Annotated in this window: 24 protein-coding genes; 15 read left to right on the plus strand and 9 right to left on the minus strand. The window is 59.1% G+C overall.

Translation table 11 applies throughout. The features are described 5' to 3' along the window. Positions 1 to 419: 419 nt before the first annotated feature. The 5 genes from AB4Y89_RS13065 (at position 420) to AB4Y89_RS13085 (ending at position 3,953) form a co-directional block, all read left to right on the plus strand. Positions 420 to 1,136 carry an RNA polymerase sigma factor gene (locus AB4Y89_RS13065; protein WP_442301647.1) on the plus strand — a complete coding sequence of 239 codons (717 nt, stop codon included), beginning with the start codon at positions 420 to 422 and terminating at the stop codon, positions 1,134 to 1,136. Between the two features lie 108 nt (positions 1,137 to 1,244). Further along, a complete protein-coding gene (locus AB4Y89_RS13070) occupies positions 1,245 to 2,225 on the plus strand; it encodes a HEAT repeat domain-containing protein (RefSeq protein ID WP_442301374.1) in 981 nt (326 codons plus the stop codon). Positions 2,226 to 2,231: 6 nt separating this feature from the next. Next, positions 2,232 to 3,224, plus strand: coding sequence for a PDZ domain-containing protein (locus tag AB4Y89_RS13075; protein WP_442301375.1), 993 nt, complete (start codon positions 2,232 to 2,234; stop codon positions 3,222 to 3,224). An 80-nt stretch (positions 3,225 to 3,304) separates the two neighbouring features. After that, complete coding sequence (locus AB4Y89_RS13080) at positions 3,305 to 3,601, plus strand: BrnT family toxin (protein WP_442301376.1); 297 nt, start codon at positions 3,305 to 3,307, stop codon at positions 3,599 to 3,601. After that, a complete protein-coding gene (locus AB4Y89_RS13085) occupies positions 3,573 to 3,953 on the plus strand; it encodes a BrnA antitoxin family protein (protein ID WP_442301377.1) in 381 nt (126 codons plus the stop codon). Before AB4Y89_RS13080 ends, AB4Y89_RS13085 begins: the two co-directional genes overlap by 29 nt. 6 nt (positions 3,954 to 3,959) lie before the next feature. Here AB4Y89_RS13085 and AB4Y89_RS13090 read toward each other — a convergent pair whose 3' ends face one another. Continuing rightward, complete coding sequence (locus tag AB4Y89_RS13090; RefSeq protein ID WP_442301378.1) at positions 3,960 to 5,381, minus strand: hypothetical protein; 1,422 nt, start codon at positions 5,379 to 5,381, stop codon at positions 3,960 to 3,962. 201 nt (positions 5,382 to 5,582) lie between these two features. Here AB4Y89_RS13090 and AB4Y89_RS13095 point away from each other — a divergent pair, with 201 nt between their 5' ends. Both AB4Y89_RS13095 and AB4Y89_RS13100 read left to right on the plus strand, forming a co-directional pair. Further along, positions 5,583 to 6,596 carry a radical SAM protein gene (locus tag AB4Y89_RS13095; RefSeq protein WP_442301648.1) on the plus strand — a complete coding sequence of 338 codons (1,014 nt, stop codon included), beginning with the start codon at positions 5,583 to 5,585 and terminating at the stop codon, positions 6,594 to 6,596. 106 nt (positions 6,597 to 6,702) lie between these two features. Next, complete coding sequence (locus tag AB4Y89_RS13100) at positions 6,703 to 6,852, plus strand: hypothetical protein (RefSeq protein ID WP_187143281.1); 150 nt, start codon at positions 6,703 to 6,705, stop codon at positions 6,850 to 6,852. Positions 6,853 to 7,279: 427 nt separating this feature from the next. Here AB4Y89_RS13100 and AB4Y89_RS13105 read toward each other — a convergent pair whose 3' ends face one another. Next, positions 7,280 to 7,927, minus strand: coding sequence for a dihydrofolate reductase family protein (locus tag AB4Y89_RS13105; RefSeq protein WP_442301379.1), 648 nt, complete (start codon positions 7,925 to 7,927; stop codon positions 7,280 to 7,282). Positions 7,928 to 8,050: 123 nt separating this feature from the next. On the opposite strand from AB4Y89_RS13105, the gene AB4Y89_RS13110 reads away from it, so the two are divergent. After that, on the plus strand, positions 8,051 to 8,956 hold the full coding sequence (locus AB4Y89_RS13110) for an amidohydrolase family protein (RefSeq protein WP_442301380.1): 906 nt from the start codon (positions 8,051 to 8,053) through the stop codon (positions 8,954 to 8,956). 56 nt (positions 8,957 to 9,012) lie between these two features. Then, positions 9,013 to 9,213 carry a hypothetical protein gene (locus tag AB4Y89_RS13115; RefSeq protein ID WP_442301381.1) on the plus strand — a complete coding sequence of 67 codons (201 nt, stop codon included), beginning with the start codon at positions 9,013 to 9,015 and terminating at the stop codon, positions 9,211 to 9,213. Between the two features lie 112 nt (positions 9,214 to 9,325). On the opposite strand, the gene AB4Y89_RS13120 is transcribed toward AB4Y89_RS13115, so the two are convergent. Further along, positions 9,326 to 10,000: a DsbA family protein gene (locus AB4Y89_RS13120; protein WP_442301382.1), complete on the minus strand. Its 675-nt coding sequence runs from the start codon at positions 9,998 to 10,000 to the stop codon at positions 9,326 to 9,328. Positions 10,001 to 10,131: 131 nt separating this feature from the next. Here AB4Y89_RS13120 and AB4Y89_RS13125 point away from each other — a divergent pair, with 131 nt between their 5' ends. Continuing rightward, the gene (locus AB4Y89_RS13125; RefSeq protein ID WP_442301383.1) at positions 10,132 to 11,619 is read left to right on the plus strand and encodes a TolC family protein; all 1,488 of its coding nucleotides are present in this window, start codon (positions 10,132 to 10,134) and stop codon (positions 11,617 to 11,619) included. Positions 11,620 to 11,721: 102 nt separating this feature from the next. Here AB4Y89_RS13125 and AB4Y89_RS13130 read toward each other — a convergent pair whose 3' ends face one another. Then, a complete protein-coding gene (locus AB4Y89_RS13130) occupies positions 11,722 to 12,462 on the minus strand; it encodes a hypothetical protein (RefSeq protein ID WP_442301384.1) in 741 nt (246 codons plus the stop codon). Between the two features lie 136 nt (positions 12,463 to 12,598). Further along, on the minus strand, positions 12,599 to 13,912 hold the full coding sequence (locus AB4Y89_RS13135) for an MFS transporter (protein ID WP_442301385.1): 1,314 nt from the start codon (positions 13,910 to 13,912) through the stop codon (positions 12,599 to 12,601). A 154-nt stretch (positions 13,913 to 14,066) separates the two neighbouring features. Here AB4Y89_RS13135 and ggt point away from each other — a divergent pair, with 154 nt between their 5' ends. Beyond that, complete coding sequence (gene ggt / locus AB4Y89_RS13140) at positions 14,067 to 15,854, plus strand: gamma-glutamyltransferase (protein WP_442301386.1); 1,788 nt, start codon at positions 14,067 to 14,069, stop codon at positions 15,852 to 15,854. Between the two features lie 138 nt (positions 15,855 to 15,992). On the opposite strand, the gene AB4Y89_RS13145 is transcribed toward ggt, so the two are convergent. The 3 genes from AB4Y89_RS13145 to AB4Y89_RS13155 all read right to left on the minus strand — a co-directional run bounded on the left by AB4Y89_RS13145 (position 15,993) and on the right by AB4Y89_RS13155 (position 18,454). Continuing rightward, entirely contained in the window at positions 15,993 to 16,877 is an 885-nt protein-coding gene (locus AB4Y89_RS13145; protein WP_442301387.1) for a haloalkane dehalogenase, read from the minus strand. Then, complete coding sequence (locus tag AB4Y89_RS13150) at positions 16,874 to 17,461, minus strand: TetR family transcriptional regulator C-terminal domain-containing protein (protein ID WP_442301388.1); 588 nt, start codon at positions 17,459 to 17,461, stop codon at positions 16,874 to 16,876. The genes AB4Y89_RS13145 and AB4Y89_RS13150 overlap by 4 nt, the downstream gene beginning before the upstream one ends. 117 nt (positions 17,462 to 17,578) lie before the next feature. After that, positions 17,579 to 18,454: a LysR family transcriptional regulator gene (locus AB4Y89_RS13155; protein ID WP_442301389.1), complete on the minus strand. Its 876-nt coding sequence runs from the start codon at positions 18,452 to 18,454 to the stop codon at positions 17,579 to 17,581. Between the two features lie 131 nt (positions 18,455 to 18,585). On the opposite strand from AB4Y89_RS13155, the gene AB4Y89_RS13160 reads away from it, so the two are divergent. Further along, positions 18,586 to 19,359, plus strand: coding sequence for an alpha/beta fold hydrolase (locus tag AB4Y89_RS13160; protein WP_442301390.1), 774 nt, complete (start codon positions 18,586 to 18,588; stop codon positions 19,357 to 19,359). 162 nt (positions 19,360 to 19,521) lie between these two features. Here the strand turns inward: AB4Y89_RS13160 and AB4Y89_RS13165 are convergent, their stop codons facing one another. Next, positions 19,522 to 20,364: an SGNH/GDSL hydrolase family protein gene (locus tag AB4Y89_RS13165; protein ID WP_442301391.1), complete on the minus strand. Its 843-nt coding sequence runs from the start codon at positions 20,362 to 20,364 to the stop codon at positions 19,522 to 19,524. Between the two features lie 126 nt (positions 20,365 to 20,490). Here AB4Y89_RS13165 and AB4Y89_RS13170 point away from each other — a divergent pair, with 126 nt between their 5' ends. The 3 genes from AB4Y89_RS13170 (at position 20,491) to AB4Y89_RS13180 (ending at position 23,415) form a co-directional block, all read left to right on the plus strand. Beyond that, positions 20,491 to 21,315: a sugar phosphate isomerase/epimerase family protein gene (locus AB4Y89_RS13170; RefSeq protein WP_442301392.1), complete on the plus strand. Its 825-nt coding sequence runs from the start codon at positions 20,491 to 20,493 to the stop codon at positions 21,313 to 21,315. Between the two features lie 313 nt (positions 21,316 to 21,628). Continuing rightward, positions 21,629 to 22,975 carry an asparagine--tRNA ligase gene (gene asnS, locus AB4Y89_RS13175; RefSeq protein ID WP_442301393.1) on the plus strand — a complete coding sequence of 449 codons (1,347 nt, stop codon included), beginning with the start codon at positions 21,629 to 21,631 and terminating at the stop codon, positions 22,973 to 22,975. 17 nt (positions 22,976 to 22,992) lie between these two features. Next, on the plus strand, positions 22,993 to 23,415 hold the full coding sequence (locus AB4Y89_RS13180; protein ID WP_442301394.1) for a cupin domain-containing protein: 423 nt from the start codon (positions 22,993 to 22,995) through the stop codon (positions 23,413 to 23,415). The last annotated feature ends 82 nt before the right edge of the window (positions 23,416 to 23,497 follow it).

Consider the following 23,497-nt stretch of genomic DNA (forward strand, 5'->3'; position numbering starts at 1 on the left):
CTCCCACTCCACTGCAAACCGGGCACGCTCTTCCAACACTCCGCTCGCTCTCCAAGGCATGCCAGACTTCTACACGCCTCCGCTCGACCTCGCGAAAGTGTTACCTATGTCCCCGGTCTAATCTGTTACCCATCTGCCCGGTCTGTACCTTGTTAAGGGCACGGCTTCAGCCGTGCCGAACCAAGCAGGAAGATAAGCGGCTTCAGCCGCTGAGGTACGGTTTTCCCCTTGAAACGCAGGTGAATTTGATAATCGTTATCAAGGACTAGGCCGCATCTCGGCCGGTGATTGGCCATCCGCCGTCTCCCTCTGCTTACGTTTCCTGTACGCCACGGTCTATCTGAATGAGATTGATTTCCTGACTCCGGAGTCAGAGATAGATGCGAACAGAAGTTTTAGGTGCAAACGTCGTTTCTCCGATGGGAAGCGGTATGGGAGCCAGTATCGGGCTCCGCCGGGTAGAATCATCCGCAGCCATGGCAAAGGCGGCTGCAACCCGGGCGGCACGAAACAGCGGTCGGCTGACACAGGCCCAGATGGATGCCCGTGCGCAGCAACGCGCTGAGGACGACGATCTGATTCGGGCGGCGCAAAGGGGTGACCGCGCCAGCTTCGATCAGCTTGTCCGCCGGTATGACCAGGCGGTGTTGCGGCTGGCGCTGCACATGCTTGGGAACGAGCAGGATGCGCAGGATGTGCATCAGGAAGCGTTTTTGAAGGCCTACCGGCACATCCATAACTTCCGCTTCGACAGTTCGTTCTATACCTGGCTGTATCGCATCGCGACGAATCTCTGCCTGGACGCTTTGCGCCGGCGGAAGAGCCGCCGGGAAGATCCGGCGACGGTGCTGGATGCCGCCGGGGAGGAGATGGACCTGATGGCGAATGTCTCCGACGAACGTGCGATGGCGAATCCGGCACGGGAGTTGGAGCGCAAGGATATGGGCGAGCGGATTATGGCTGCACTGACCAAGCTGACGCCGCGCGAGCGCATGGTGTTTGAGTTGAAGCATTACCAGGGTTTGAAGCTCCGGACGATCGGAGAGATGTTGAATACCACGGAAGAGACGGCAAAGAACACGCTCTTCCGTGCTACCCGAAAGCTGCGGTTGAATCTGGCCGAGCTTCGGACTTAGAACGGGAAGTTTGCGGTACCCAAGCGGACGCACGGTTGAGCCATTGAGACGATCCGCAGAAAAGCAGTTGAGCAGTAAAGATTTTGAGGCTGGTAGAGGTAGAACGCAATGAAGTGCGAATCGGCACAACTCGAGGTCGTCCTGCTCGCATATGGCGAGTTGGCAGACGACAGAATCCCGGAACTGGATGAGCATCTCGCAGGCTGTGAGGTCTGCAGGCAGGAACTTGAGTCGTTGACGGCGATGCAGGATACGCTCGCCGCCTTTGAGCTTGCCGAGCCCTCACCCAACCTGCTGGCACAGGCACGCGTAAAGTTGGATGAGGCCCTGGACGCTGAACCTGCCCCGGGCCTTCTGGCACGTCTGCGGATTCTGGTCATGGGCAGTCTGCATCATGTGCAGGCAGCTCCGGCGCTGGCTGTCTTGCTGGTGGGTGCGGGGTTTGTTGGTGGCTCGGCCATCAGCAGCTACCAGGCGGCGCACGTTCCCAAGGCCACTCCGCCGGTGTTGATGCAGCATTCGGCCGACTCCACCATCGCCAATATCAGCTCTATTGTTCAGACACCCGACTCCAAGCAGGTGCAGGTCAACTACAACCGGGTTGTGCCGGAGACGGCGCAGGGTACTCTGGACGATCCGCAGATCAAGCAGTTGCTTCTGATGGGCGCGAAGAACGGCATCAGCAACGACGTTCGCGACTCCTCCATTGCGCTGCTGGCCGAGGGATGCAAGGCCGGTCACATCTGTGACGAGGACAGTGATCAGAAATCCGGTAAGCCGGGATCGACTGTCCGCGACACCCTGCTGGTCAGCCTGCGGTACGACCAGGACAGCAAGGTCCGCATGAACGCCCTCCACGGGCTGCAGCGTTACCTGGCCACCGACCAGCGGGTCCGCGATGCGGTGCTGGAGTCGATCATGAACGACCACGACCCCGACGTCCGCATGCAGGCCATCAATATGCTGGAGCCAGTGCAGGCAGATTCCTCCGTACGACAGGTCTTGCACACGGTATCCACTACGGACGACAATCCGTATATACGGAACGCATCCATGAACGCTCTTGAGAGCGTCAGCCAGATCCAGTAATCCCCGATGATGACGAGTACGCCATCCGTCTCGTCGAACTGGTGTGAGGAAGAAGTTTGTACTGCCATGAAGTACTCTCCGGCGCATAGAATCTCTCGCCTGACGATCGTTGCCGTTGCCCTGGCGACCGGCCTCTGCACAGCCGCAGCCCACGCGCAGGAGTGGAGCGACCAGGCCCCATGGCGCCTCGTGCTGGCTGCGGGAAACCGCTCCGCGCAGGGCTATCTCGGCGTGGACTTCCGTGATCTTTCGCAGGACCAGATCTCATCTTTGAAACTGAAAGATGGCCGTGGTGTCGAGGTTGTCATGATTGACCATGACGGCCCGGCCTGCAAGGCAGGTCTGCGGGAGCACGACGTCATTCTGCAGATGGACGGGCAGGCGATCGAGAACGAAGATCAGTTGCGCCGCATCTTGCACGAGTCGTCCCCGGGCCGCAGGATCGGTCTTGTGGTCAGCCGCGACGGCCAGCAGCAGACCTACCAGGTAACGCTGGCGAATCGCAGCGAGATCGAGCGCAAGGCCTGGAGTCAGCACTTCGTGGTTCCGGACCCCGCGATCGACGGCGCCGGTTCCTCGCGCCGCGAGGAGAGCTCCATCGCTCGCCTCGGCGACAAGCTGCTTCCCAGCCCTTCGGTAATCTTTGGCCTGCCGCGTATCGGCGTCACGCTTGATCCCATGGAGCCGCAGCTCGCCGAGTTCTTTGGATCTCCGAATGGCAAGGGTTTGCTGGTGCGGAATGTTGAACCCAACAGCGCTGCCGAACGCTCCGGCATGAGGGCGGGAGATGTGGTGCTGAAGGTCAACGGCGTTGCCGTGGCTACACGCAATGATTGGCTGCGCGCGTTGCATGATGGCAAGTCCAAGCCGGTTTCCGTGACCATCCTGCGCGAGAAGCGGGAGCAGACCCTGACGGTCCATCTCGAGGATAAGAAGAAGGGTGAGATGGACGACGATCAGGACCGCCGCCACGCTATGCTTTTTCAGTTTGCTCTGTAAAACATTTTGTCAGTAGTACAACAAAAGGCAGCCTCAACGCTGCCTTTTGTTGTACAGTCGTGTATGTACAAATTGCTCCGATGCTATTCGAATGGGACGCTGAGAAAGAACAGAGCAATCGCAAAAAGCATGGGTTAAGTTTTGCGACGGCTGCCGCAGTTTTTGACGATCCTGATGCAATATCGGAACAGGATCGGATCGTAGACGGCGAGGAGCGATGGCAGACCATTGGCTTTGTACTGGGTCACTACATCGTATTGGTGGTCCATACCATTCGCGAAAAAGATGGCGAAGAAGTTATTCGGATTATCTCGGCGCGAGAGGCGACGAAAGGAGAGAAAAAGCGATATGTCGACGCGAAATCAGAAGATGTCTGAATCCAATCGTACCGTTCGATATGAACGAGTTCCTGGCACACCGCTGACTCCGGCGCAGGTCCGCGAACTTGAAGCGTTACGTAACCGCAACGTGGATACGTCCGATATCCCTGAATGGACTGACGAGATGTTTCGTAAGGGGGAACGCGGCCGCTTTTATCGGCCAGTGAAAGAGCCTGTAACGGTTCGCATCGACTCCGATGTTGTTTTCTGGCTGAAGTCTCAGGGGCGGGGATACCAGACCCGCCTGAACGCACATCTGCGGGAATGGATGATCTCCGAACTCAAGACAACGAAAAAGCCTGCGAAGCCTTCACGTAAGCCAGCGCGAACATCTGCTGCATCTCGTTAGAGTTTTCTACAACACTGACATGAAGTTCACCAGATCCTGTTTTTCCTGCTCAGTGAAGTGAGCACTGAAGCGCTTGTCGTAGAAATCGACGACCTCGTGCAGGTTCTTCGCCGTACCCGCGGTGAAGTACGGCGCACGCGCCGGCAGGCCACGGAGTTGCTGCATGACGAAGGAGCCGACATCCGCGCACTTGCCGGTGACCAGTGCGCGTCCGGGATCGTTGGTGTAGATCACGCGACCGAGGTACGGATGCGGTGTCGCGTCGGCGTTGCAGGTGATCTTGAAGAGCGGTAGCTCCGGGCGATCGCCGATCCATCCCTTGATGCTGGTGCCGATGTCGGCCCATGCTCCCTGGTTGCTGACTCCAGTAAAGCGCTCGTTGTGGCAGGTGGCGCAGGTGCCGTCCATCACCTTGTGCCCGCCTACGTGTTCCAGGTTGGCGGTTTCACCGATGTGGAAGGTGCGTGTGGAGAAGATGCGGCTGCCGCGCAGGACTGACTCGCGGAAGACATCGCGGGGAGTCGTGCTCTCCGGACGGCGGTAAGGCCAGTCGTCGACGGCCAGGAAACGGGCGAGGTTGCGGTCGGCGACGGCGTGCAGATCGTCCGGGCGGGTCCGGCTCATTGTCCAGGGTCCGAGGACATCGGCAGAGCCGACTTCGGTGAGGTCGCCGCCGGTCTCGTCCCGGCTTTGGGCGACAAAGAGCTGCTCTTCAAACTCGACGATCTGGTGCAGGTCTTCTGGGGAAAGATTGCCGCTGCCCTGCTCGTGCATGCGGACGGCATCGATGGCCTGCTGCTCCAGCGTTGCCGCACGGCTGTCGGCGGTAAAGGCTCCTCCGGTCAGGAAGCGGAAGTTGCCCACGATGCGAGGGCGGCGGTAGACGGAGATGGTCGGCCGGGCCGACTTCAGGCCATAGACCGTGTCGGTGTTGCATCCGGTGGGATCGCGCAGGACTTCGATGGTGAACTCCGGCTTTACGCCGGGGGCCGGCCAAGGCTCATAGATACGGAAGAGACCGTGCTCCAGCAGTAGCGAGTGCGAGCTCTTTTCTTTCTGCGGCAGGATGGGGCAGTTCGATCCGTCGACTGCTGCAAAGACGGCATCGGTCCCGTGGGTCTGCAGCCAGCGCTCGTTCAGCCGTTCGAGGTTCACGCTCATTGCAGCCGAGGGCTGGTGGCAGGTGATGCAGGCGCGGTCGTTGTTCCCCAGTTTGGAGAAGAAAGCGTGGTCGCGGGTACCCATCGTGCCGCCGGTGTTGTAGACCAGAATGTCGCCGGAGGAGTCGCGAAAGAGGGCCGCCAGCGGCATCTTTTCGCCGGTATTGGCCTCCCACCAGATGGGTGAGCCGCCATACCCCTGGGCAAGCAGAGCAACGAGGGGAACGGCGACGGCAGCCGCGGCCAAGAGCGCGAAGGTCTTCTTCATAAAGCGATTCCTCACACGGAAGAGATCACAGATGACCCGGTACAGATTGTGAATGGGTGGTTTCAGTATGCCATCGGATTTGCCTCCGGGGAGCACCAAAGAGCTTACGGAGAACCCAAAAGAGTCTCTAGGGGGAGGCCAAAGGGTAAAATAGAGGAGGTCACCATGACACAGTCCGCCACGCAGAAGAATCCGCGGCCCATGCCGCTCCGCCGCCGCGTAAGGGGCGCTGTGCGCCGTGTGCGCGAGCTGGGCTCTATTGCCCATGCGCTGCTCTCCACCGGCCATCCGTACATGGCGCAGATTGTGCCCATGCGCCGCTGTAATCTGGCCTGTGCCTACTGCAACGAGTACGACGATCACTCGAAGCCGGTACCGCTGGACGAGATGCTGCGCCGTATCGACGACCTCGGCCGCCTGGGCACCTCGGTGATTACCATCTCCGGCGGTGAGCCGCTGCTGCACCCGGAGCTGGACCAGATCATCGCGCGTATCCGCAAGACCGGCGCCATCGCCGGCATGATCACCAACGGCTACCTGCTGAACGCCGAGCGCATCCAGCGCCTGAACAAGGCAGGTCTGGATCACATGCAGATCTCGATCGACAACGTCATGCCCGACGACGTCTCCAAGAAGTCGCTCAAGGTGCTGGATCAGCGCCTGGTGTGGCTGGCGGAGCATGCCGACTTCCACGTGAACATCAACTCCGTGGTCGGCGGCGGCATTCAGAATCCGCAGGATGCCTACACCATATCGCAGCGTGCCCTGGGACTTGGTTTCAGCTCGACCATCGGCATCATCCATGACGGCGACGGACAGTTGAAGCCGCTGGGCGGAGAAGAGCGCAAGGTGTGGGACGCGGTCCGTAAGCTGACGCGCCGCAGCTACTCGCGCTTCAACCATTTCCAGGAAGCCATCGCAAACGGCGAAACCAACGATTGGCGCTGCCGCGCCGGCGGACGTTATCTCTACGTCTGCGAGAACGGCCTAGTGCATTACTGCAGCCAGCAGCGCGGTTTCCCCGCGACTCCGCTGTCGCAGTACACCACCGCGGATGTAAAGCGCGAGTTCCTGACAGAGAAGACCTGCAGCCCGGGCTGCACCATCAGCTGCGTGCATCAGGTCAGCTACATCGACCACTGGCGCTCTCCGCAGACCAGCCAGACCAGCCCGGGTGCTCCGGCAGGTCATGGCGAGCTGGTGCAGATTCAGTAACGGCTCAAGCGGTACTGCGAGAACGCTCCTTTCGGGGAGCGTTCTTCATTTTTGCGCTTTGTCCGGAAAGCTTCCTTTGCGAGGGCGCGCTGCATCCAACGCCGTCATGATCCGTAAACTCAAATCCGGCGAATTCCGTATCTACAGCCGCCACGCCGATAAGAAGACGGGCAAGCGTAAAAATCTGGGCACGTTTTCAAGCCGCGAAGCAGCGGAAAAGCATGAGCGTGCGATTCAGTTTTTTAAGCATCATTAGTGGCCGTATCGAGCTCTGGAGAGCCTCGTTGTTGCCCCATTCTTCGCGGTTTTATCGCGAAGGGTGGGTCCCCCCGGCGAACTCGTTCGCTGGGCCTTAGAGCATTTCTCCTGTTGCTGGGTAGCCCGGAAGTGGAGTGCAGCGGCGTTTTCATTATGGAAAACGCCCATAGATAACGAATCCCTACACTACACCTACAGGAGAAATGCTCTAGCGTGGGGTATCTCGCTATGCGCGACCGCTTTTTAGAGCACGGATAGAGAAGCAGATTTCTCCGCTCCCCGTTGGTCGCTACGAAATGACAAACAAAAAAGCGATTCGAACGCAGCTCGAATCGTCACTCCAGGGAATCAAGTTCGCCGGGACCCCGAACGTCCCACCCATCGCGATGCGATGGATGGGGCACCCAGTGTCTGAGGAGGGAAAATTATTGCTTCTCCAGGACGATGTGCGTCGCCTTCTCGGTGACGACCTTCTCCGTTATAGAGAAGCCCAGCGACGGTAGATCGATGCCGAGGAAGAGTGGTTCGCCTTTGCCGAGGAAGACAGGCGATACCGCAAGATGAATCGAGTCGACGTGCCCGGCGCGCAAGTACTCGCGCACCGTCGAAACGCCTCCGCCAATCTTTACGTCCTTGTCCTTTGCGACGGCCTTTGCGCGTTGCAGCGCTTCTTCGATGCCTCCGGTGACGAAGAAGAACGTCGTGCCGCCTTCCATGACCAGGGGCTCACGCTCATAGTGCGTCAGTACAAAGGTTGGTGTGTGATACGGCGGGTTGGGTCCCCACCAGCCCTTCCAGGAGTCATCCGGCCATGGTCCGCGGATCGGCCCGAACATGTTGCGGCCCAGGATAAAGGCGCCAAAGTTGTCCATCGCGCGATGGGCGAAGCTGTCGTCCACATCCGTGGAGCCGCCGCCGTCATCACTATGCATCGCCTTGAAGGTCCTGGTGTGAAAGAACCACTGAAAGATGTCAAAACCGCCCTTGCCCAGCGGATCGTTGAGACTCTGTTCCGGCCCTGCACTGAAGCCATCGATGGACACTCCAAATCCTGCGACACGAACCTTCGACATCAGCCCTCCCTAATGAGGCATATGGTGCGGCATCATGCTATCCGATGCGGCTGCCGGAACGTGAGATGCAGCCATTTGCAGGGGGAATCGCCACACGGTATCGTGTCTCTGCCGGGAGGAAGCATGCGTTACAGCCGCCGGGCCTTTCTCGCAAATACAGGAGCAGTCGTGGCAAGCGCTGTTCTCCCAGCGATGGCAGAAGCTGCCCCGCAGATCATCGATTCCCATGTTCATGTCTGGGTTAAGGATCCCCGATATCCGTTTGCCGAGGGAGCCAATGTGCCTGAGGGCGTGGACGCCTCGGTCGAGACGCTGCTGCGGCGCATGGAGGCCAACCAGGTCGCACGCACGGTCCTGATTCAGGTGTCCCATTACAGGTGGGACAACCGCTATCTGGTGGATTGCCTTACGCGCTTTCCGGGAAAGTTTGCCGGAGTCTGTCGCGTCAATCCCGAGGCCCCGGATGCCGCGGATCAGTTGATCTACTGGGTTTCACAGGGCTGCGACGGCGTGCGCTGGAGTCCTGCTGCCGATGCCTCCGGAGACTGGATTCGCGAACCGCGCATGTATTCGTTGTGGGCTCAGTGTGAGCGGCTGCATGTACCTATGACGCTGCTGCTGCCGGCTTCGCGGCTGCCGGACGTGCGTCCCTTGATCGACAAAAATCAGGGACTTACGGTCGTGATCGACCATATGGCCGACTGTCCCATCGGGGATACGGCTTCGCTTGCTAAGTTATTGGATCTAGCTCGTTATCCGCAGGTTTTCGTCAAGATCACGCACCTATGGTCGCTCTCGAGACAGAACTATCCGTTCCGCGACAGCTATGAGATGGTGGCGCGAGTCCGCGATGCCTTCGGTTCACAACGCATCATGGGCGGCACCGACTGGCCCATCAAGACAGAGCTTGCAAGTTACGAACAACGGCTGGCGCTCTATCGCGAAGAGATCCCGTTTTTCAATGCGGAAGAGCGGAAGGATGTTCTCTACCGCACCGTGCAGCGGGTGTGGCCGTCGGGCCCGAAGTGAATTGTGCAGCGTCTTTACGGACGGCTTATACTTTTCCGCATTCGGTCGGGGGCGACATGAAGTCACCGATATTGAAGACGGGCTACGGCAATCGCATCTTCCTTATGTTTGCTGCCAGGCGGCATACGTTCGACGAACAGGCGTTTCCAGCGAAAGAAGGGGTTGTATGGCCTATCGTCATCGCGGCACTGTTTGTCTTCGGCGCCGGCGTTATCTTCTTCACGCTTCTCAGTTTTTTCCGACACACCCTCCGCTAATAGGATTTGCCCTGTGAGCGCCATGCAGAGCTATCGCGGATATGTCGGTATGCCTCTGGGGATATAGAAAAGGCCGCCCGACGGGCGGCCTTTTTCTTGTGCGATCTGAAAGCTACTTCTTCGCGACCTTCTTGGTCTCGGCGGTGCTGCTGCCGGCCTGCGCCTTGGCGTTCTGGATGGCAGGCTCGATCTGTTCAAAGTCGGAGATCTGCTGGAACGCCTTGTCGGTGACTACCCAGATGGTCGGGGTCTGGTTGATGCCGATGCGGTCGCCCAGGGCACGGTCGGTCTTGACCTCGTTTGCCAGCTCGCCTTGCGGATCGACGACAAAGGGGAGCTGTTGTTTGCGGTCGGCCAGGAACTTCTGGGTGGCCCGCAGCAGGTCGTCCTTGCTGGCAATCATGTTCTGGTTCTGGAAGATAGCCAGACGGTACTGGTCGGCGATGTTTTTGCCGTTGGGCAGCTTGTCCTGCATGTAGCGGGCATAGACAGCCGCGTCAAAGCTCCAGATATGGGCTCCGCCCAGGGGGAAGTCCTTCATGACGACGGGGACGCCGTATTTCATGCCCAGCTCGTGGACGAGGGGGTAGGCGCGGGAGCAGGCCGGGCACTCCAGGTCGACAAACTCCCAGATGGCCACCTTGGCGCCGGCCGGGGGTTTCAGCATGGAGGTGTCTTTGAAGGTCGTCGAGGGCGCCTGGCCACTGACAAACTGGGCCATTGCCGGCACGGAGGCGGCGGTGGCGGTGAGGGCAAGGGCGAGCAGGAGCTTGGGTGTGCGCATCATAATGGGTTGGTTAAAGGACGTCGCCGAACAGCCGGGGCGAGCAAGCTGATTTTACTCGTTTTTGCCGCCGGGAGAATTTTGCGCAACCGTGCACGGGCGGAGACAATCTAACAACAGACGAACGCCTGAAGATGACACGACTAACACGCGCCATACGATCGGTTTTTGCTGCCCTGCCCCTCGCCGCTTCCCTTGTTCTGGCGCAGGACACGACCACAATTCCGCCGATCTCGAACCTTCCGGACGCTCCTTCCGCCTCTCAAACAAAATTCGACGGTGTGCCGATCGGTGTGGCCACCTCCGAGGTCCGGCGGCTGACGCTGGATGAGGCCATCCAGCTCGGCATGGAGCACAATGTGCAGCTCATCGTGGCGCGGCAGCAGCAGCGTTCGCTCCATGGTCAGGTGGGCACGGCCCTGCAGGCTATTACGCCAAACATGTCAATTCAGGGCACGGCCAACCGGGCAGAGATCAACCTGGCAGCTCAGGGTTTCAGCCCCAGCAAGGCAGGGAAACTGCTCACCGCCTTCGGAATTCCGGCATCGGCTATCCCCAGCATTGTGAAGGTCGACACGGTTACGGCGCAGGTCAACCTGCAGCAGTACCTGTTCAATATGCCCGCCATCGAGGTCTACCGTGCCGCTAAATCCCAGCAGCAGGTCGCCGACCTCAATACGGCCACGGTCCGAGGCGATGTGGTGCTCCAGGTAGGTACGACTTATCTCGGCATCCTGGCAGATGCGGCCAACGTCACCAACAATCAGGCTCTGCTGAAGCAGGAAGAAGAGGTCCTGCGCCAGTCGCAGGCGCAGCATGATGCCGGCGTTGGGACGAACCTTGACGTGCTGCGGGCGCGGTCACAGTACCAACAACAGCAGCAGGCGCTGATCAGCGCTGAGAATGCGCTGGCCAAGGACAAGATCTCGCTGAACCGCCTGATCGGCTTGCCGGCAAATCAGCCGATTGAGCTGACCGACATCGTTCCCTACTCCGAGCTGGCGCAGATGGCCCTCCCGGACGCCAAGAACCTTGCCTATCAGCGGCGGAAGGACTTCCTCCGCCTGCAGGCTCAGATCCGCGTCTATGAGCGCCAGCGCCGCGCCATCGCCTATGAGCGCCTTCCCGCCCTGAGCTTCGAGGGCAACTACGGTGTCACCGGCGGCTATATTCCCAATGCGGCTGCCAGCGGCCTGTACCATGGCACCTTCAGCGCGATGGCGAAGCTGGATGTGCCTATCTTTGCCGAGTCTCGCTTCCGGGGCGACCGTCAGGTAGCCGATGCTCAGTTGGAGTCATTGCGGAACCAGATCGCCGATCTTCGTGTCGGCATTGACCAGCAGCTTCGGTCCGCGATGCTGGATGTGACCTCTACCTCTGAGCGGGTGAAGGTCGCGGGATCGAACGTTGAGCTGGCCGGCCAGGCGCTGAGGGACACCATTGACCGCTATCAGGCCGGCGTGGACGACAATCTGCCGGTGGTGCAGGCTGAGGCGCAGCTTGCCGCTGCCCAGTCCCAGTATGTGTCGGCGAACTTCCAGTACAACCAGGCTAAGCTGCAACTCGCCCGTAATACGGGTGTGGTGGAGACGCAATACAAGACCTACCTGGGTAGAAACTAGTTGATTGGTTGAATAGTTGAATGGTGCGTTCGAGCGTAGCTCGAACGCCTTTCCGTTTGTCATTTCTCCGCTTCGCTACGAAATGACAAAAAACAAAAAAGGCTATTTCGAAGGCTCGATCTTCGTCGCTCTATCGTTGACGAAGGTCACGTCATAGGGCTTGCCCAGGTTGTAGTAATGCACGGTGCGGTCGCCCTTCTTTTGGCTTCCGCTCTGGCTCACCTGGCCTAAAGCCATCATCATCATGTTCTCGCTCATGCCGAGCTTGGCCTCATGTTTGTCGATCGCGGCCCAGTTCTCCGCTCCCCAGTGTTTGTAGAGCGTGTGCGGGTCGTCGTAGAAGAACATCTCGTCCAGGTAGAACGTGTACTGGCCGTTTTCGATGTAGCCGACGGTTGCGGCATAGGTCGCTTTGTCGTCCGGATTGGAGAAGACCGCCATGATGGCCGTGCTGTCGGCGGGGATACGCTGCGTCGCAATGACGCTTTTCGGCGGCCGCTGCGTGATCATGTCCTTGATGTCCATCGGCTGCGCACCCAGCAGAGTGCCGGCCTTCTTGCTCCACTGCACCTGTTTGCCGGCGTAGGGGAAGTACTCCATCTGGCCACCGGCGGAGATCCAGACGCGCTTGCCGATCAGGTCCCTGGCGTCCTTCATGGTGCTGGGGTAGAGGTGTTTCAGATGCACCATGTCATCGTCGGTCAGCTTCCACTCGAAGGTGGGTTTCTCAACGACTGCGGTTGCGGCCTGGTGGCGCTGATAGGCGATCATGCCCAGGCGGCCTCCGACAGCGAGGACGACGGCAACGGTACAGCCGATAGCGATCTTCTTCCCGGTCTCCATGCAGAGAAGCTTACTAGAATGCTCTAGCGCATTTCCCTGTTGCTGGGTATCCCGTGAGGGGCGTGCAGCGGCGTTTTCATTGCGGAAAACGCCCATAGATGCGGAAACCCTACATCACCCCCACAAGGAAAATGCTCTATTCCACCGGCTCAGCGACCGTCTGCATCTCGTTGGCGGAGAGCAGTGCCTCGGTCGTCAACTGATCGACATCGCGGAGCGGTTTGAAGAGGATGCTCCATAGCGCCGTGACGGTGACCGATAAAACACCGCCGACGACCACAGCACGCACGGCGCCCAGCCACTGCGCTGTCAGGCCGGACTCGAACTCGCCAAACTCGTTCGACGCCCCCAGGAAGAGCCAGTTCACCGCACTGACGCGGCCGCGCATCTCCGGTGGTGTTGCCATCTGCAGCAGTGACGAGCGGACGACGACGCTGACCATATCGCTCGCGCCTACAACGGCAAGTGCCGCCAGCGAGAGCCAAAGCGACTTCGACAGGCCGAAGAGAATTGTGGCCACACCGTAGATGCCGACACAGGTCAGCATCTTCTTCCCGGCGTCATGCCGGATCGGCCTCACTGTCAACAGCAACGAGACGGTGAGTGCGCCTACCGAGGGTGCGGCGCGCAGCATGCCCAGACCAGCGGGGCCGGCGTGCAGAATCTCCTGCGCGAATATGGGCATCAGCGAGACGGCGCCGCCCAGCAAGACGGCAAAGAGGTCCAGAGAGATGGAGCCCAGCAGCAGCTTTTTGCACCAGAGATAATGCATCCCAGCCAGCACCGTCTTGAGGCTTACGTTCTCCCGTCTGGCGGGTGCACCCTGCGGGTTCACCATGCTGATCAGGATGACGAAGGCGGTGAGTCCCGTAATGGTGAAGCAATAGACAATCGGCGCGCCGCGCAGAAAAGCCAGCGACCCGCTGAGGGGCAGGGTGAACAGAATGCCGCCCAGCGCCGGCCCAGCGACATTGGCGATCTGGAAGAAGGTTGCGCCCCAGGTCACGGCGTTGAAGAAGTCATCCCTGGGCACGAGTTGCGGCACCAGGGCAGAGCTGGCCGGGCCGCTGAAGGCGCGGCCGGTGCCGATCAAAAAGAGAACGCCGTAGATAAACAGGACATTCCTCGTGCCGGTGAGCGCCACCCACAGTAGGGCCGCCGTGCAGACCGCCTGCAGGATGTAGCAGATGCGGATGATGTTGCGGCGGTCGTAGCGGTCGGCGACGTGTCCTGCAAAGAGGGCGAAGAAGATGCCGGGAAGAAAGAGCGCCAGACCGGTGTAGCCGAGGTCGATGGCACGGTGCGTGATCTGGTAGACCTGCCAGGCTACGGCGATGGTCTGCGCTTCGGCGCCCAGAATGCCCACCAGGCGGGCTGACTGATAAAAGCGGAAATTGCGCGAACGAAAGGCGCTGGCTGCCGATCCCAGCCGTTGGGAAGAGTCTGACATTACAGTCCTAATGCTTTCATATCGGCCCTATGGCCGTCATGCTGTGATGTTTTTTCGATATGTCGTAGGACGGACGAGCCGAGGAAATAGTACGCACCGTATCTGCCGCCGCTTTGTGAATAGAAGATTTATGCTGGAGGCATCCGTACCGCTCATGAAGGAGCAATGCCCGTTGACTTTCCGGTCGATCGCTGCCGCCGTATCTCTGTTTTCGCTCGCTCTTCCCTTTGAAGTTGTTGCATTGCAGGCGCAGTCGCCGGAGCCGGTGCGTGCCCGCCATGGCATGGTGGTCAGCATTCAGCACGATGCCTCCGACGCCGGTCTGGACATGTTGAAACAGGGCGGGAATGCCGTAGATGCGGCCGTGGCTGTCGGCTTTGCTCTTGCGGTGGTTTTCCCGCAGGCCGGAAACATCGGCGGCGGCGGCTTCATGCTCATCCGGGACAAGCATGGCAAGACACACTTTCTGGACTATCGAGAGAAGGCTCCGGCGGCCGCCTGGGACAACATGTATCTCGACGAGAAGGGTAACGTCATTCCGCGCATGTCGATCACCGGCTACAAGGCCAGCGGCGTGCCAGGAACAGTCGCCGGGCTTACCTATGCGGAACAGCACTTCGGTAAGCTCGGCCTGGCGAAGGTCATGGCGCCCGCCATCCGTCTGGCGGAAGAAGGCTTTACTTTCAGCGATGAGGAGGTTGGTACGCTGCATAGCGCCAACCTGGCGAAGTTCCCAACATCGCACCGCATCTATCAGCGCGACGGCAACTTCTATACACCCGGCGAAGTATTCAAACAGCCGGAGCTGGCGGCCACGCTGCGCCGCATCGCCGCCGATCCCACTGAGTTCTACAAGGGGAAGATGGCGCAGCAGATCGCCGACTTCGAGGCGAAGAACGGCGGTCTGATCACCGCCGCCGATCTGGCAGCCTATGAAGTGAAAGATCGCAAGCCCATCGAGGGTAACTATCACGGCTACCACATCATCACCTCGCCTCCGCCGAGCTCGGGCGGCATTGTGCTGCTGGAGTCGCTGGGCATTCTTACCGGCTATGACCTGCCGAAGTTCGGCTCCGACCGTAGTGCGGCGCAGGTCAACCTGATCATCGAAGCGTATCGCCGCGCCTTCATGGACCGCGGGGACTATCTCGGCGATCCCGACTTCATGAAGATGCCACTGAAAGAGATGGCCAATCCGAAGTATCACGAGGCCTGGCGCAAGACCCTCGCCGTCGGCAAGCCCACCCCATCGAAGGACCTGGTGCGTCCTGCAGGCTTCATGCCTCCCGCACCCACGGTTCCGCCGGCAAAGGAGTCGACCGAGACCACGCACTTCTCCGTGATGGATTCCGACGGCATGGCGGTGTCCAATACCTACACGCTGAACTTTCTCTTTGGCTCTTCTGTTACTGTCGATGGTCTTGGTTTCCTGCTCAACGATGAGATGGACGACTTCGCCTCTAAGATGGGCGTGCCTAATGGCTTCGGGCTGATTCAAGGTCCGGCAAACGCGATTGCTCCCGGCAAGCGTCCACTCTCGGCCATGACGCCCACCATTGTGACGACGAAGAATCACTGGTACCGCAAGGGCAAGGTACGTTTCGTGCTTGGCTCACCCGGTGGCCCCACCATCATCTCGACGGTGGCCAACAACATCATCTCTATTCTCGACAATCATCTGAACGTACAGCAGGCGGCAGACGCACCGCGCTTCCATCACCAGTACCTTCCCGATGAACTAAGCGTGGAGAAGAAGTTCCCACTCGACGTGGTGGAGCAGTTGAAAGCGATGGGTTACACCATCAAACGTTCCGGCGAGTTCGATGAGAAGAACCCAGGCGTCTGGGGTGACAGCGAGTTGATCGCTGTTGATCCAAAGACGGGAGAGCTGCTCGGTGGACACGATGGGCGGAGGCACTATGGCAAAGCAGCAGGATATTGAGAAGAGTTAAAAGTTAAAGGTTGAAAGTTAAAGCGTTAAGGCATGGGTAGCAAGAACTTTGTTCTTCACCCATGCCTTCGCTTTTTCGCTCGATGTGGCAATGCATTTTGCCTCACCCGCGCGTTAACGCTTTGACTTTTAACTTGCAACTTTTAACTCTTCAATCCATTCCTTGATGTTGGCTCCAATCACATCCGGATGATCTTCCTGGAGATAGTGAAGGCCCGAGCGAAGCTGGACGACTTCGCAGTTCTTCAGGTTCTTCGTGAAGCCTTCTGCGAATGCCGGTGAGATCAACGCGCCTGGATTGCCCACAAACAACAGCTTCGGATAGGTTGATTCGGCGAGTGCTTGGTGTGCTTCTTCCATCGTGGCGTATACATCGCTGGGAGTTCCGGCGATGGGCAGCTCGTTAGGAAAACGCCAGGTGGGGCGGCGTGATTCCGGTGTCGGAAAGGGAGCGCGGTAGACCTCCATCTCTTCTTCGGTGAACTTCCGCATGGTTGCTGCCGGAAGTACGCGTTCGATAAAGACGTTGTTCTCCAGGATCATCTCTTCACCCACACCTGGTGTTCTGAGGCGTTTGAAGGTGTCGATCTGCTCCGGATGGAAGTCGTTCCAGGTGGGCATGGGGCGAATGAACTCCATGAATGCAAGCCCGCGCACAAACTCCGGTTTACGTGCGGCAAGATGGAAGGCAAGAGCCGTGCCCCAGTCCTGCGCGACGAGATACGCCGATGTGATGTTCATCCGTTCAAGAAATGCATCGAGATAGCGGGCATGATCCGCAAAGCGATATTCGATTGCGGGCTTGCCCGACTGCCCAAAGCCGATCAGGTCCGGAGCGATGCAATGCGCTACCGGAGCGACGAGCGGAATAATGTTGCGCCAGATATACGACGATGTCGGGTTCCCATGGAGGAACAGAGCCACTGGAGCTCCAGGAGTTCCTGCTTCGCGGTAGGCCATGGTCGAGCCCAGAACCTCGACCTGAGACAGCATCACATCACTCAGTACGTTCATCGTTGCTCCTTGAACACGGTTTGAAAGATGATCTTGCGGAAGCGCTCCAGCGCCGCCGGTCCACGCTCAACCTTCATGCGAAGAATGGCTCCCTCCCACGACGAAAGAAGAAACTCAGCCAGGTCAACTGGATCAAAGGTGTTGTCGATCTCTCCGGTCGCCTGTGCCTCGGCGATGCAGGCGGCAAAGGGGATCCGCCACTCCTCGAAGATCTCCTCCAGGCGTTGGCGCAGGGGCTTGCTGTGCGAGACCGTCTCCAGGCTGAAATCGCCGATCAGGCATCCACGGCCCCACTTATCTGCGGCCAGCACGTCGCTGATGATCTCCAGGTAACGCTCCAGCCGCTGCCGCGGGGAAAGCGTCTTGTCACCCAGCGATCGCTGGATGTGCCCCTGCAGGTTCTCGAAGTAGCGGTCAAGGACCTCCTGGGCAAAGGCTTCCTTCGAACGAAAGTGGTTGGTAAACGATCCATGCGGAGCTCCGGCCGCTTCACAGATGTCGCGGACCGAAGCCCCCTGATACCCGGCTTTGAACATCACCTTCAGACCGGCCTTGAGAATGTCCTCACGAAGAGAAGGGCGCATGACAATTCAATACGCTTGTGCGTATTGAATTGTCAATGTTGAAATTTGCCGTTGCCACCTACATTTACTTGGGCCCCTCCGGCCTATGGATGGCTCATCGGTAATTCTCTAGCGCAATCAGCGATCGAGTGCGTCTTTCGCTGCCTTGCTAATGGCGCGCCGAATGGCTCGCCCAGCCATTGAGGACCACATGATCGAATTTCCGCAAAGCCACATCGTCCTCTTGTAGGCTGTCAGCACCTCCGCCTTCACCCCCGCTGGTAGTGGGTGGGCAGCTAGCCTTGGCATGACGGTGAAGCCTCCGCCTTGCCCCACCATGCCCACGACCGTCGAGTCATCCTGTACAGATACTTTGTGCTTCGGCCGGTATCCCAGGGCAGAAAGAATTTCAGGAACACACGAGGAGCAGTTCTCATTCCACAAAATGATCCGGTCCATCGCTGCCTGTCTACCTTTCTCGGGACGTATCAAAAGGTAGTAGTCGAAGCCCAGTACACATGACCGCAGGGAGGCTGGTGGCCTGCCGGTTGTGATACCAAAGTCCGCGTTCCCCTGGACTACCTGCTCCCCTACACCGCCGCCAACTTCGCGCACGATCTGAATGGAGACGTCGAGGTCGGGATTCCGGGACAACAATCCGTTGAGGGCAGGCGGCAGCAATTGGCTGATTGCACTCCGGAAACCCGCAATGCGGATGCTGCCGGACATGGACGCACCTCGGCCTGCCAGCTTCCCCTCAACGGCAGCAAGGGCGTGATGGGCCTGTCGCAGCAAAGGACGCAGGCGCTGCAGTTCTTTGCCTGGAACACAACCGCTCCGTCCGCGAACGACCAACTCGAAGCCATATCGTTCCTCCAACGCAACGATTGCTTTGGAGACAGCCGACTGGGTGATACCAAGATCGGCTGCAACGCTGGTGAAACTCGTTCTGCTGCCGAGCGCCATGAGCAATTCGATCTCGGCTGTGCTGATCTTCTTGTGAGTCACTCCCATTCCATGAGTATTACTCATGGATGAGGCGAGAAGCATGATCCCCAGGATTAGGCATTACAGAACCGGTAACGCTACGTTTGCTTCATGAACGAGTCCATCGGTTTCATTTGCGACTTTGAGGGGAGATGGGTATGACCTGGGTCGACGATATCGGCGCGGGTCCGCGCAGCATACTCTTCATTCACGGGCATCCATTCAACCGCTCGATGTGGCAACCCCAGGTTGATGCGTTGCGCGATCGTCACCGGCTGATCGTCCCCGATCTAAGGGGCTACGGCGATTCTCCTGTCTTACCGGACGGGCCGGTCACTCAGGAACAATTCGCCTCCGATCTGGCGGAGATCCTCGACGAACGGAAAATTCGCAAGGCGATTGTTGTCGGGTTGTCGATGGGCGGACAGATTGCCATGGAGTTCGGACGGCGATTTCCCGATCGTGTGGAGGGAATGGTATTAGCGGCCACCTTTGCAGAAGCAGAGACACAAGAAGGCGTCGCCGACCGCCTCCGAACAGCGGAAAGAATGGAACAAGACGGAATGGCGCTCGTGGGGTGTGAGGTATTGCCAAGACTGATCGGCAAGAGCTCCATCTCGGCGATGCCTCACCTTGCTGCGTCGGTGTACAGCATGATCTGCGCCACCCGCCCACAGTCTGCGGCTGCCGCGGTGAGAGGGCGCGCGATGCGTCGCGACTACCGCGATGCCCTGCGTGGCTTCACCTTTCCGTGTCTGATCGTGCTTGGGGATGAAGACTCTTATTCGTCCGAAGCGCAGGGGCAAGCCATGCAGGCTCTGATTCCCAGGTGCAGCCTTGCGGTCCTGCCTCGTGTTGGGCACTTGCCCAATCTCGAACAGCCTCTAGGATTCAATTCGTTGCTTGAGCAATTCATCACCAGTCTGGACTGAAGTAAGAGTTAAAAGTTGAAAGTTAAAAGTTGAAGCGTTAACGCATAGGCAAGGCGAATGATTCGCCTCACCAAAACACAAAGCGAAGGCATGGGTGAAAGAACAATGTTCTTGCTGCCCATGCCTTAACGCTTTAACTTGCAAACCTTTAACTTTTAACTCTTACTTCAGTGCTTTCTCAACCGCTGCCTGCGCCAGCGGCTCCATCACGGCATATCCGGCGTCATTCGGATGTACGGTCTTGTCCGCGGCGAGATCTTCCTTCATGCCGCCTTCGTTGTCGACCAGGGACGGATAGTAGTTCAGGAAGGTGAGTTTTTCTTTCGCGCAGTACTGCTCGATCCATTGGTTCAGTGTGCGGATCGTCTCGGCGGGCTGGACGTCAGGATTCCAGCCGAACTTCTTTGCCGGCAGCACGCTGGCCAGCACGACGCGGATGTTGTTCGCTTTGGCGATGGCCACCATGCTGGTGATGTTGTCCTGAATCATCTGCAGGTTTTCCGGGCCGGTGTTGCCGGCGACATCGTTAGTTCCCGCAAGAATAACCACAGCAACAGGCTTCAGATGAACGACGTCCTGCTCGAAGCGGATAAGCATCTGCTGCGTCGTCTGTCCGCTGATGCCGCGGTTGATCCAGGGTTTGCCGGGAAAGAACTTTCCGCCGCGGCGTCCCCAGGCGTCGGTGATGGAGTCGCCGTAGAAGACTACCCGCTTTTCGCCGGGAGCCGGAGGCGCGAGCTTGGCATTGTCTTCGCGATAGCGGCTGAGCTGGGCGAAGTCCAGGACGCGGCCCTGCAGGCCGGCGATGGTCTTGTCGGTCGGCATGGAGATCTGGTCCGGTACCGGGGGTTTCTGCACGGGGACCGAGACCGGCGTCGCCGGGGCGGCGGCTTCGGCAGGTTTCACCACCTGCTGTTCCGGTACGGGGTTCTGTTCACTTGCTGGAGCCTGGCACCAGGCCACACCTACACTCAATCCAAGGGCGATTACAGCAAAGCGGCGCATCCCATTCCCTCCACGACTCACCATTCAATCATGTTGCGCAGGTAACATGGTTCTGCCGAGGTGAATCATGAACCAAACAAACCACTTTTGCGCAACCTCGGGTAGGCTATATCGTCAAATGTTCGGATGATTAGGGCCATTTCCACACACGTGTTTCTGGAGCAGCGGCTCCATCCTGGCCTCCTCGACGCCCTCGCGTCCGGGGGAGCAGAGGCTATTGAGATCTTCGCCGCGCGCCATCACTTTGATTACACAGACCGTTCCGCCCCTCGTGAGCTGGGGAACTGGTTCCGCTCGAACAATGTTCTGGCCACGTTGCATCAGCCGCTACACGACCGCGCCCACTGGTCCCGCGACCTGTCGCAGACGGTTAATCTGATCGATCCGGATAAATCCAAGCGCATTCAGGCGATGGACGAGATCAAGCGCTCGCTGGAGTCGGCGGACTTCATTCCCTTCGAGTCGATCGTGCTGCACCTGGGGCAGAAGGGCGACACCTGGTCGCCGCGCGCCCTCGAGAACTCTCTGTCGGCTATCGAACATATAAAGGCCTTTGCAGGTCCCCTCGGAATCAAGACGCTGATCGAGACATTGGACAACGATGTCACCTCGCCGGAACATCTGCTGGAGATTCTGCGCGTTGGCCACTTCGACACCGTGAACATCTGCGTCGATCTGGGGCACTGTCATCTGCGTCCCAACGGCGTGGAAGAGGCTCTGACGCTGTTGGCGGCGCGTATCCGCGAACTGCATCTGCACGACAACCAGGGCGTGAAGGATGAACATCTTTGGCCAGGCAGCGGCGGAATCGACTGGAAGAAGACAGCCGAACTGATCGCCGCCCTTCCACAGGCACCCATCGGCGTTCTGGAGATCACCCACGATCTGCATGAGACGGCCGAGACGGCGTCACAGAAGGCCGTCGAGGCCTGGAAGCTCCTGGGCGTTTAGGAAATCGATAAATTCGGAACACCCACACACTGGGTGCCCCATCCATGGCAACGCCATGGGTGGGAGATTCGGGGTCCCCGGCGAACTTTGTTCGTTGGGGTGAACGATTCGAGCGAAGCTCGAACGTCTTTTTTTCTCTCATCTTGATGGCGGACAGAATTCCAGGGCAGTCACGCTCACGAAATCCGATCCGGTTCGCCTCGCGAATATCCCACCCATTACTCCGTAATGGATGGGGCGCCCAGTTTTGCGGTCGGTTGGGCGGGTTAGTCGGGCAACGAGCCCCGGTGGCGGGGCTAGAATGGAATCCGCAATGAGTGATTCCGCAGTCGCCGCAGCTCCCCTCGCCACTATCGCCTCGCTTGCCCAGCATGAAGGCCAGACCGTCACCCTGCGCGGGTGGCTCTATAACCTCCGCGAGAGCGGCAAGCTCCTCTTTCCCATCTTTCGCGACGGCACCGGCACCATCCAGGGCATTGTGCCCAAGGCGGCCGTGACGGAAGAGGTTTTCACGACCATCAAGCATCTGACGCAGGAGTCATCGGTGGTCGTCATCGGCAAGGTGCGTGCGGATAAGCGCGCTCCCTCGGGCTTCGAGCTCGATGTCGAAAATGTCGAGGTCATCCACCGCATCCCTGAAGAGACGCCCTTCCCCATCTCGCTCAAGGAACATGGCATCGACTTCCTGATGGAGCATCGCCATCTCTGGATACGCACGCCGCGGCAGTCGGCGATTCTGCGGATTCGAGCGACCATCATGCGCGCGGCGCAGGAGTACTTCGATACCAACGGCTTCATCCGCACCGATCCGCCCATCCTGACACCGAACGCCTGCGAAGGAACCTCGGAGCTCTTCGAGATGGACTACTTCGATCAGGAGAAGGCCTACCTGACGCAGAGCGGCCAACTCTACATCGAGGCCACCGCGCTGGCGCTGGGCAAGGTCTACAGCTTCGGCCCGACCTTCCGCGCGGAGAAGTCGAAGACCCGCCGCCACCTGACGGAGTTCTGGATGATCGAGCCGGAGGTCGCATATCTGGAGCTCGACGGCCTGATGGAGCTCGCGGAGAAGTTCGTCTCGCACATTGTGAAGCGCGTGCTCGAAGGCCACCAGGCCGACCTGAAGGTGCTGCAGCGCGACGTCGCGAAGCTGGAGGCCATCGGGGCTCCGTTCCCGAAGATCAGCTACGACGAAGCCCACGCCATGCTGGAAGAGGCCTACAAGAACGGCGCCATCGAGAACCCGCATACCTACGGCGACGACTTCGGATCTCCGGATGAGACCTACATCTCCAGCCAGTTCGATCGCCCGGTGATGGTGCATCGCTATCCGGCGGCGGTGAAGGCCTTCTACATGGAGCCCGACTCAGATGATCCAACCAAGGCGCTGTGCCTGGACGTGCTGGCGCCCGAGGGCTACGGCGAGATCATCGGCGGCAGCCAGCGCGTTTCCAGCTATGAGTTGCTGAAGAGCCGTATCGAAGCGCACAACCTGCCGCTCGAAGCCTTCCAGTGGTATCTGGATCTGCGCAAGTACGGCTCAGTGCCGCATGCCGGCTTCGGTATGGGTATTGAACGTGTGGTTGCGTGGGTCTGCGGCCTCGACCATGTGCGCGAGACGATTCCGTTTGCTCGTACGCTGAATCGGATCTATCCGTAATTGAGTGAGGAGAAGAGATGGCGGAGGTTAGCAAGTCTGGTCGCTTTGATACGACTGCGATTGCAAATGCGTTTCCGAACGAAGCAGCATCTCTTCTCCTCGACCACTACATGACCAATGAGCCGGAGGCGAGCACGCGTATCTTCCGTGTCTACCGTCCAACGCCGGCTCACTTTCATAAGCTGAGTAACGAACATCTCTACGTGATCTCAGGGCGAGGCACTTTCTGGATGGAGAGCCCGGAGCAGATCAGTGAATTCGGCCCGGGGACGTTCCTTGTTTTCAAGAAGGAGATAGTGCACGCGATGCCCGAGATCTTCGAAGGGCCGGTTGTCTTTCTCGCGATCGACACACCTCGCCGCGAGCCTACGGACATTCACTTCGTGAATCCGGAAGACGGCACACCGCAGAGCTTTATTCAGAGCAAAGACGAGTATTGAATGGACAATCGCGCGCAGCGCGAACATCCAAATTCCTCCCGAGACCTGGGTTCCCCGGTTTTTGCCCTTTCCTTGCCGAGGT

It is taken from the genome of Terriglobus sp. 2YAB30_2 (assembly GCF_052114765.1).
Classification (GTDB): Bacteria; Acidobacteriota; Terriglobia; order Terriglobales; family Acidobacteriaceae; genus Terriglobus.

Excerpts from the sequence above, each read along its gene's own strand:
- AB4Y89_RS13065 (WP_442301647.1), top strand. The coding sequence starts at position 420 with ATGGGAAGCGGTATGGGAGCCAGTATCGGGCTCCGCCGGGTAGAATCA.
- AB4Y89_RS13070 (WP_442301374.1), top strand. The coding sequence starts at position 1,245 with ATGAAGTGCGAATCGGCACAACTCGAGGTCGTCCTGCTCGCATATGGC.
- AB4Y89_RS13075 (WP_442301375.1), top strand. The coding sequence starts at position 2,232 with ATGATGACGAGTACGCCATCCGTCTCGTCGAACTGGTGTGAGGAAGAA.
- AB4Y89_RS13080 (WP_442301376.1), top strand. The coding sequence starts at position 3,305 with ATGCTATTCGAATGGGACGCTGAGAAAGAACAGAGCAATCGCAAAAAG.
- AB4Y89_RS13085 (WP_442301377.1), top strand. The coding sequence starts at position 3,573 with ATGTCGACGCGAAATCAGAAGATGTCTGAATCCAATCGTACCGTTCGA.
- AB4Y89_RS13090 (WP_442301378.1), bottom strand. The coding sequence starts at position 5,381 with ATGAAGAAGACCTTCGCGCTCTTGGCCGCGGCTGCCGTCGCCGTTCCC.
- AB4Y89_RS13095 (WP_442301648.1), top strand. The coding sequence starts at position 5,583 with ATGCCGCTCCGCCGCCGCGTAAGGGGCGCTGTGCGCCGTGTGCGCGAG.
- AB4Y89_RS13100 (WP_187143281.1), top strand. The coding sequence starts at position 6,703 with ATGATCCGTAAACTCAAATCCGGCGAATTCCGTATCTACAGCCGCCAC.
- AB4Y89_RS13105 (WP_442301379.1), bottom strand. The coding sequence starts at position 7,927 with ATGTCGAAGGTTCGTGTCGCAGGATTTGGAGTGTCCATCGATGGCTTC.
- AB4Y89_RS13110 (WP_442301380.1), top strand. The coding sequence starts at position 8,051 with ATGCGTTACAGCCGCCGGGCCTTTCTCGCAAATACAGGAGCAGTCGTG.
- AB4Y89_RS13115 (WP_442301381.1), top strand. The coding sequence starts at position 9,013 with ATGAAGTCACCGATATTGAAGACGGGCTACGGCAATCGCATCTTCCTT.
- AB4Y89_RS13120 (WP_442301382.1), bottom strand. The coding sequence starts at position 10,000 with ATGATGCGCACACCCAAGCTCCTGCTCGCCCTTGCCCTCACCGCCACC.
- AB4Y89_RS13125 (WP_442301383.1), top strand. The coding sequence starts at position 10,132 with ATGACACGACTAACACGCGCCATACGATCGGTTTTTGCTGCCCTGCCC.
- AB4Y89_RS13130 (WP_442301384.1), bottom strand. The coding sequence starts at position 12,462 with ATGGAGACCGGGAAGAAGATCGCTATCGGCTGTACCGTTGCCGTCGTC.
- AB4Y89_RS13135 (WP_442301385.1), bottom strand. The coding sequence starts at position 13,912 with ATGTCAGACTCTTCCCAACGGCTGGGATCGGCAGCCAGCGCCTTTCGT.
- ggt (WP_442301386.1), top strand. The coding sequence starts at position 14,067 with ATGAAGGAGCAATGCCCGTTGACTTTCCGGTCGATCGCTGCCGCCGTA.
- AB4Y89_RS13145 (WP_442301387.1), bottom strand. The coding sequence starts at position 16,877 with ATGAACGTACTGAGTGATGTGATGCTGTCTCAGGTCGAGGTTCTGGGC.
- AB4Y89_RS13150 (WP_442301388.1), bottom strand. The coding sequence starts at position 17,461 with ATGCGCCCTTCTCTTCGTGAGGACATTCTCAAGGCCGGTCTGAAGGTG.
- AB4Y89_RS13155 (WP_442301389.1), bottom strand. The coding sequence starts at position 18,454 with ATGGGAGTGACTCACAAGAAGATCAGCACAGCCGAGATCGAATTGCTC.
- AB4Y89_RS13160 (WP_442301390.1), top strand. The coding sequence starts at position 18,586 with ATGACCTGGGTCGACGATATCGGCGCGGGTCCGCGCAGCATACTCTTC.
- AB4Y89_RS13165 (WP_442301391.1), bottom strand. The coding sequence starts at position 20,364 with ATGCGCCGCTTTGCTGTAATCGCCCTTGGATTGAGTGTAGGTGTGGCC.
- AB4Y89_RS13170 (WP_442301392.1), top strand. The coding sequence starts at position 20,491 with ATGATTAGGGCCATTTCCACACACGTGTTTCTGGAGCAGCGGCTCCAT.
- asnS (WP_442301393.1), top strand. The coding sequence starts at position 21,629 with ATGAGTGATTCCGCAGTCGCCGCAGCTCCCCTCGCCACTATCGCCTCG.
- AB4Y89_RS13180 (WP_442301394.1), top strand. The coding sequence starts at position 22,993 with ATGGCGGAGGTTAGCAAGTCTGGTCGCTTTGATACGACTGCGATTGCA.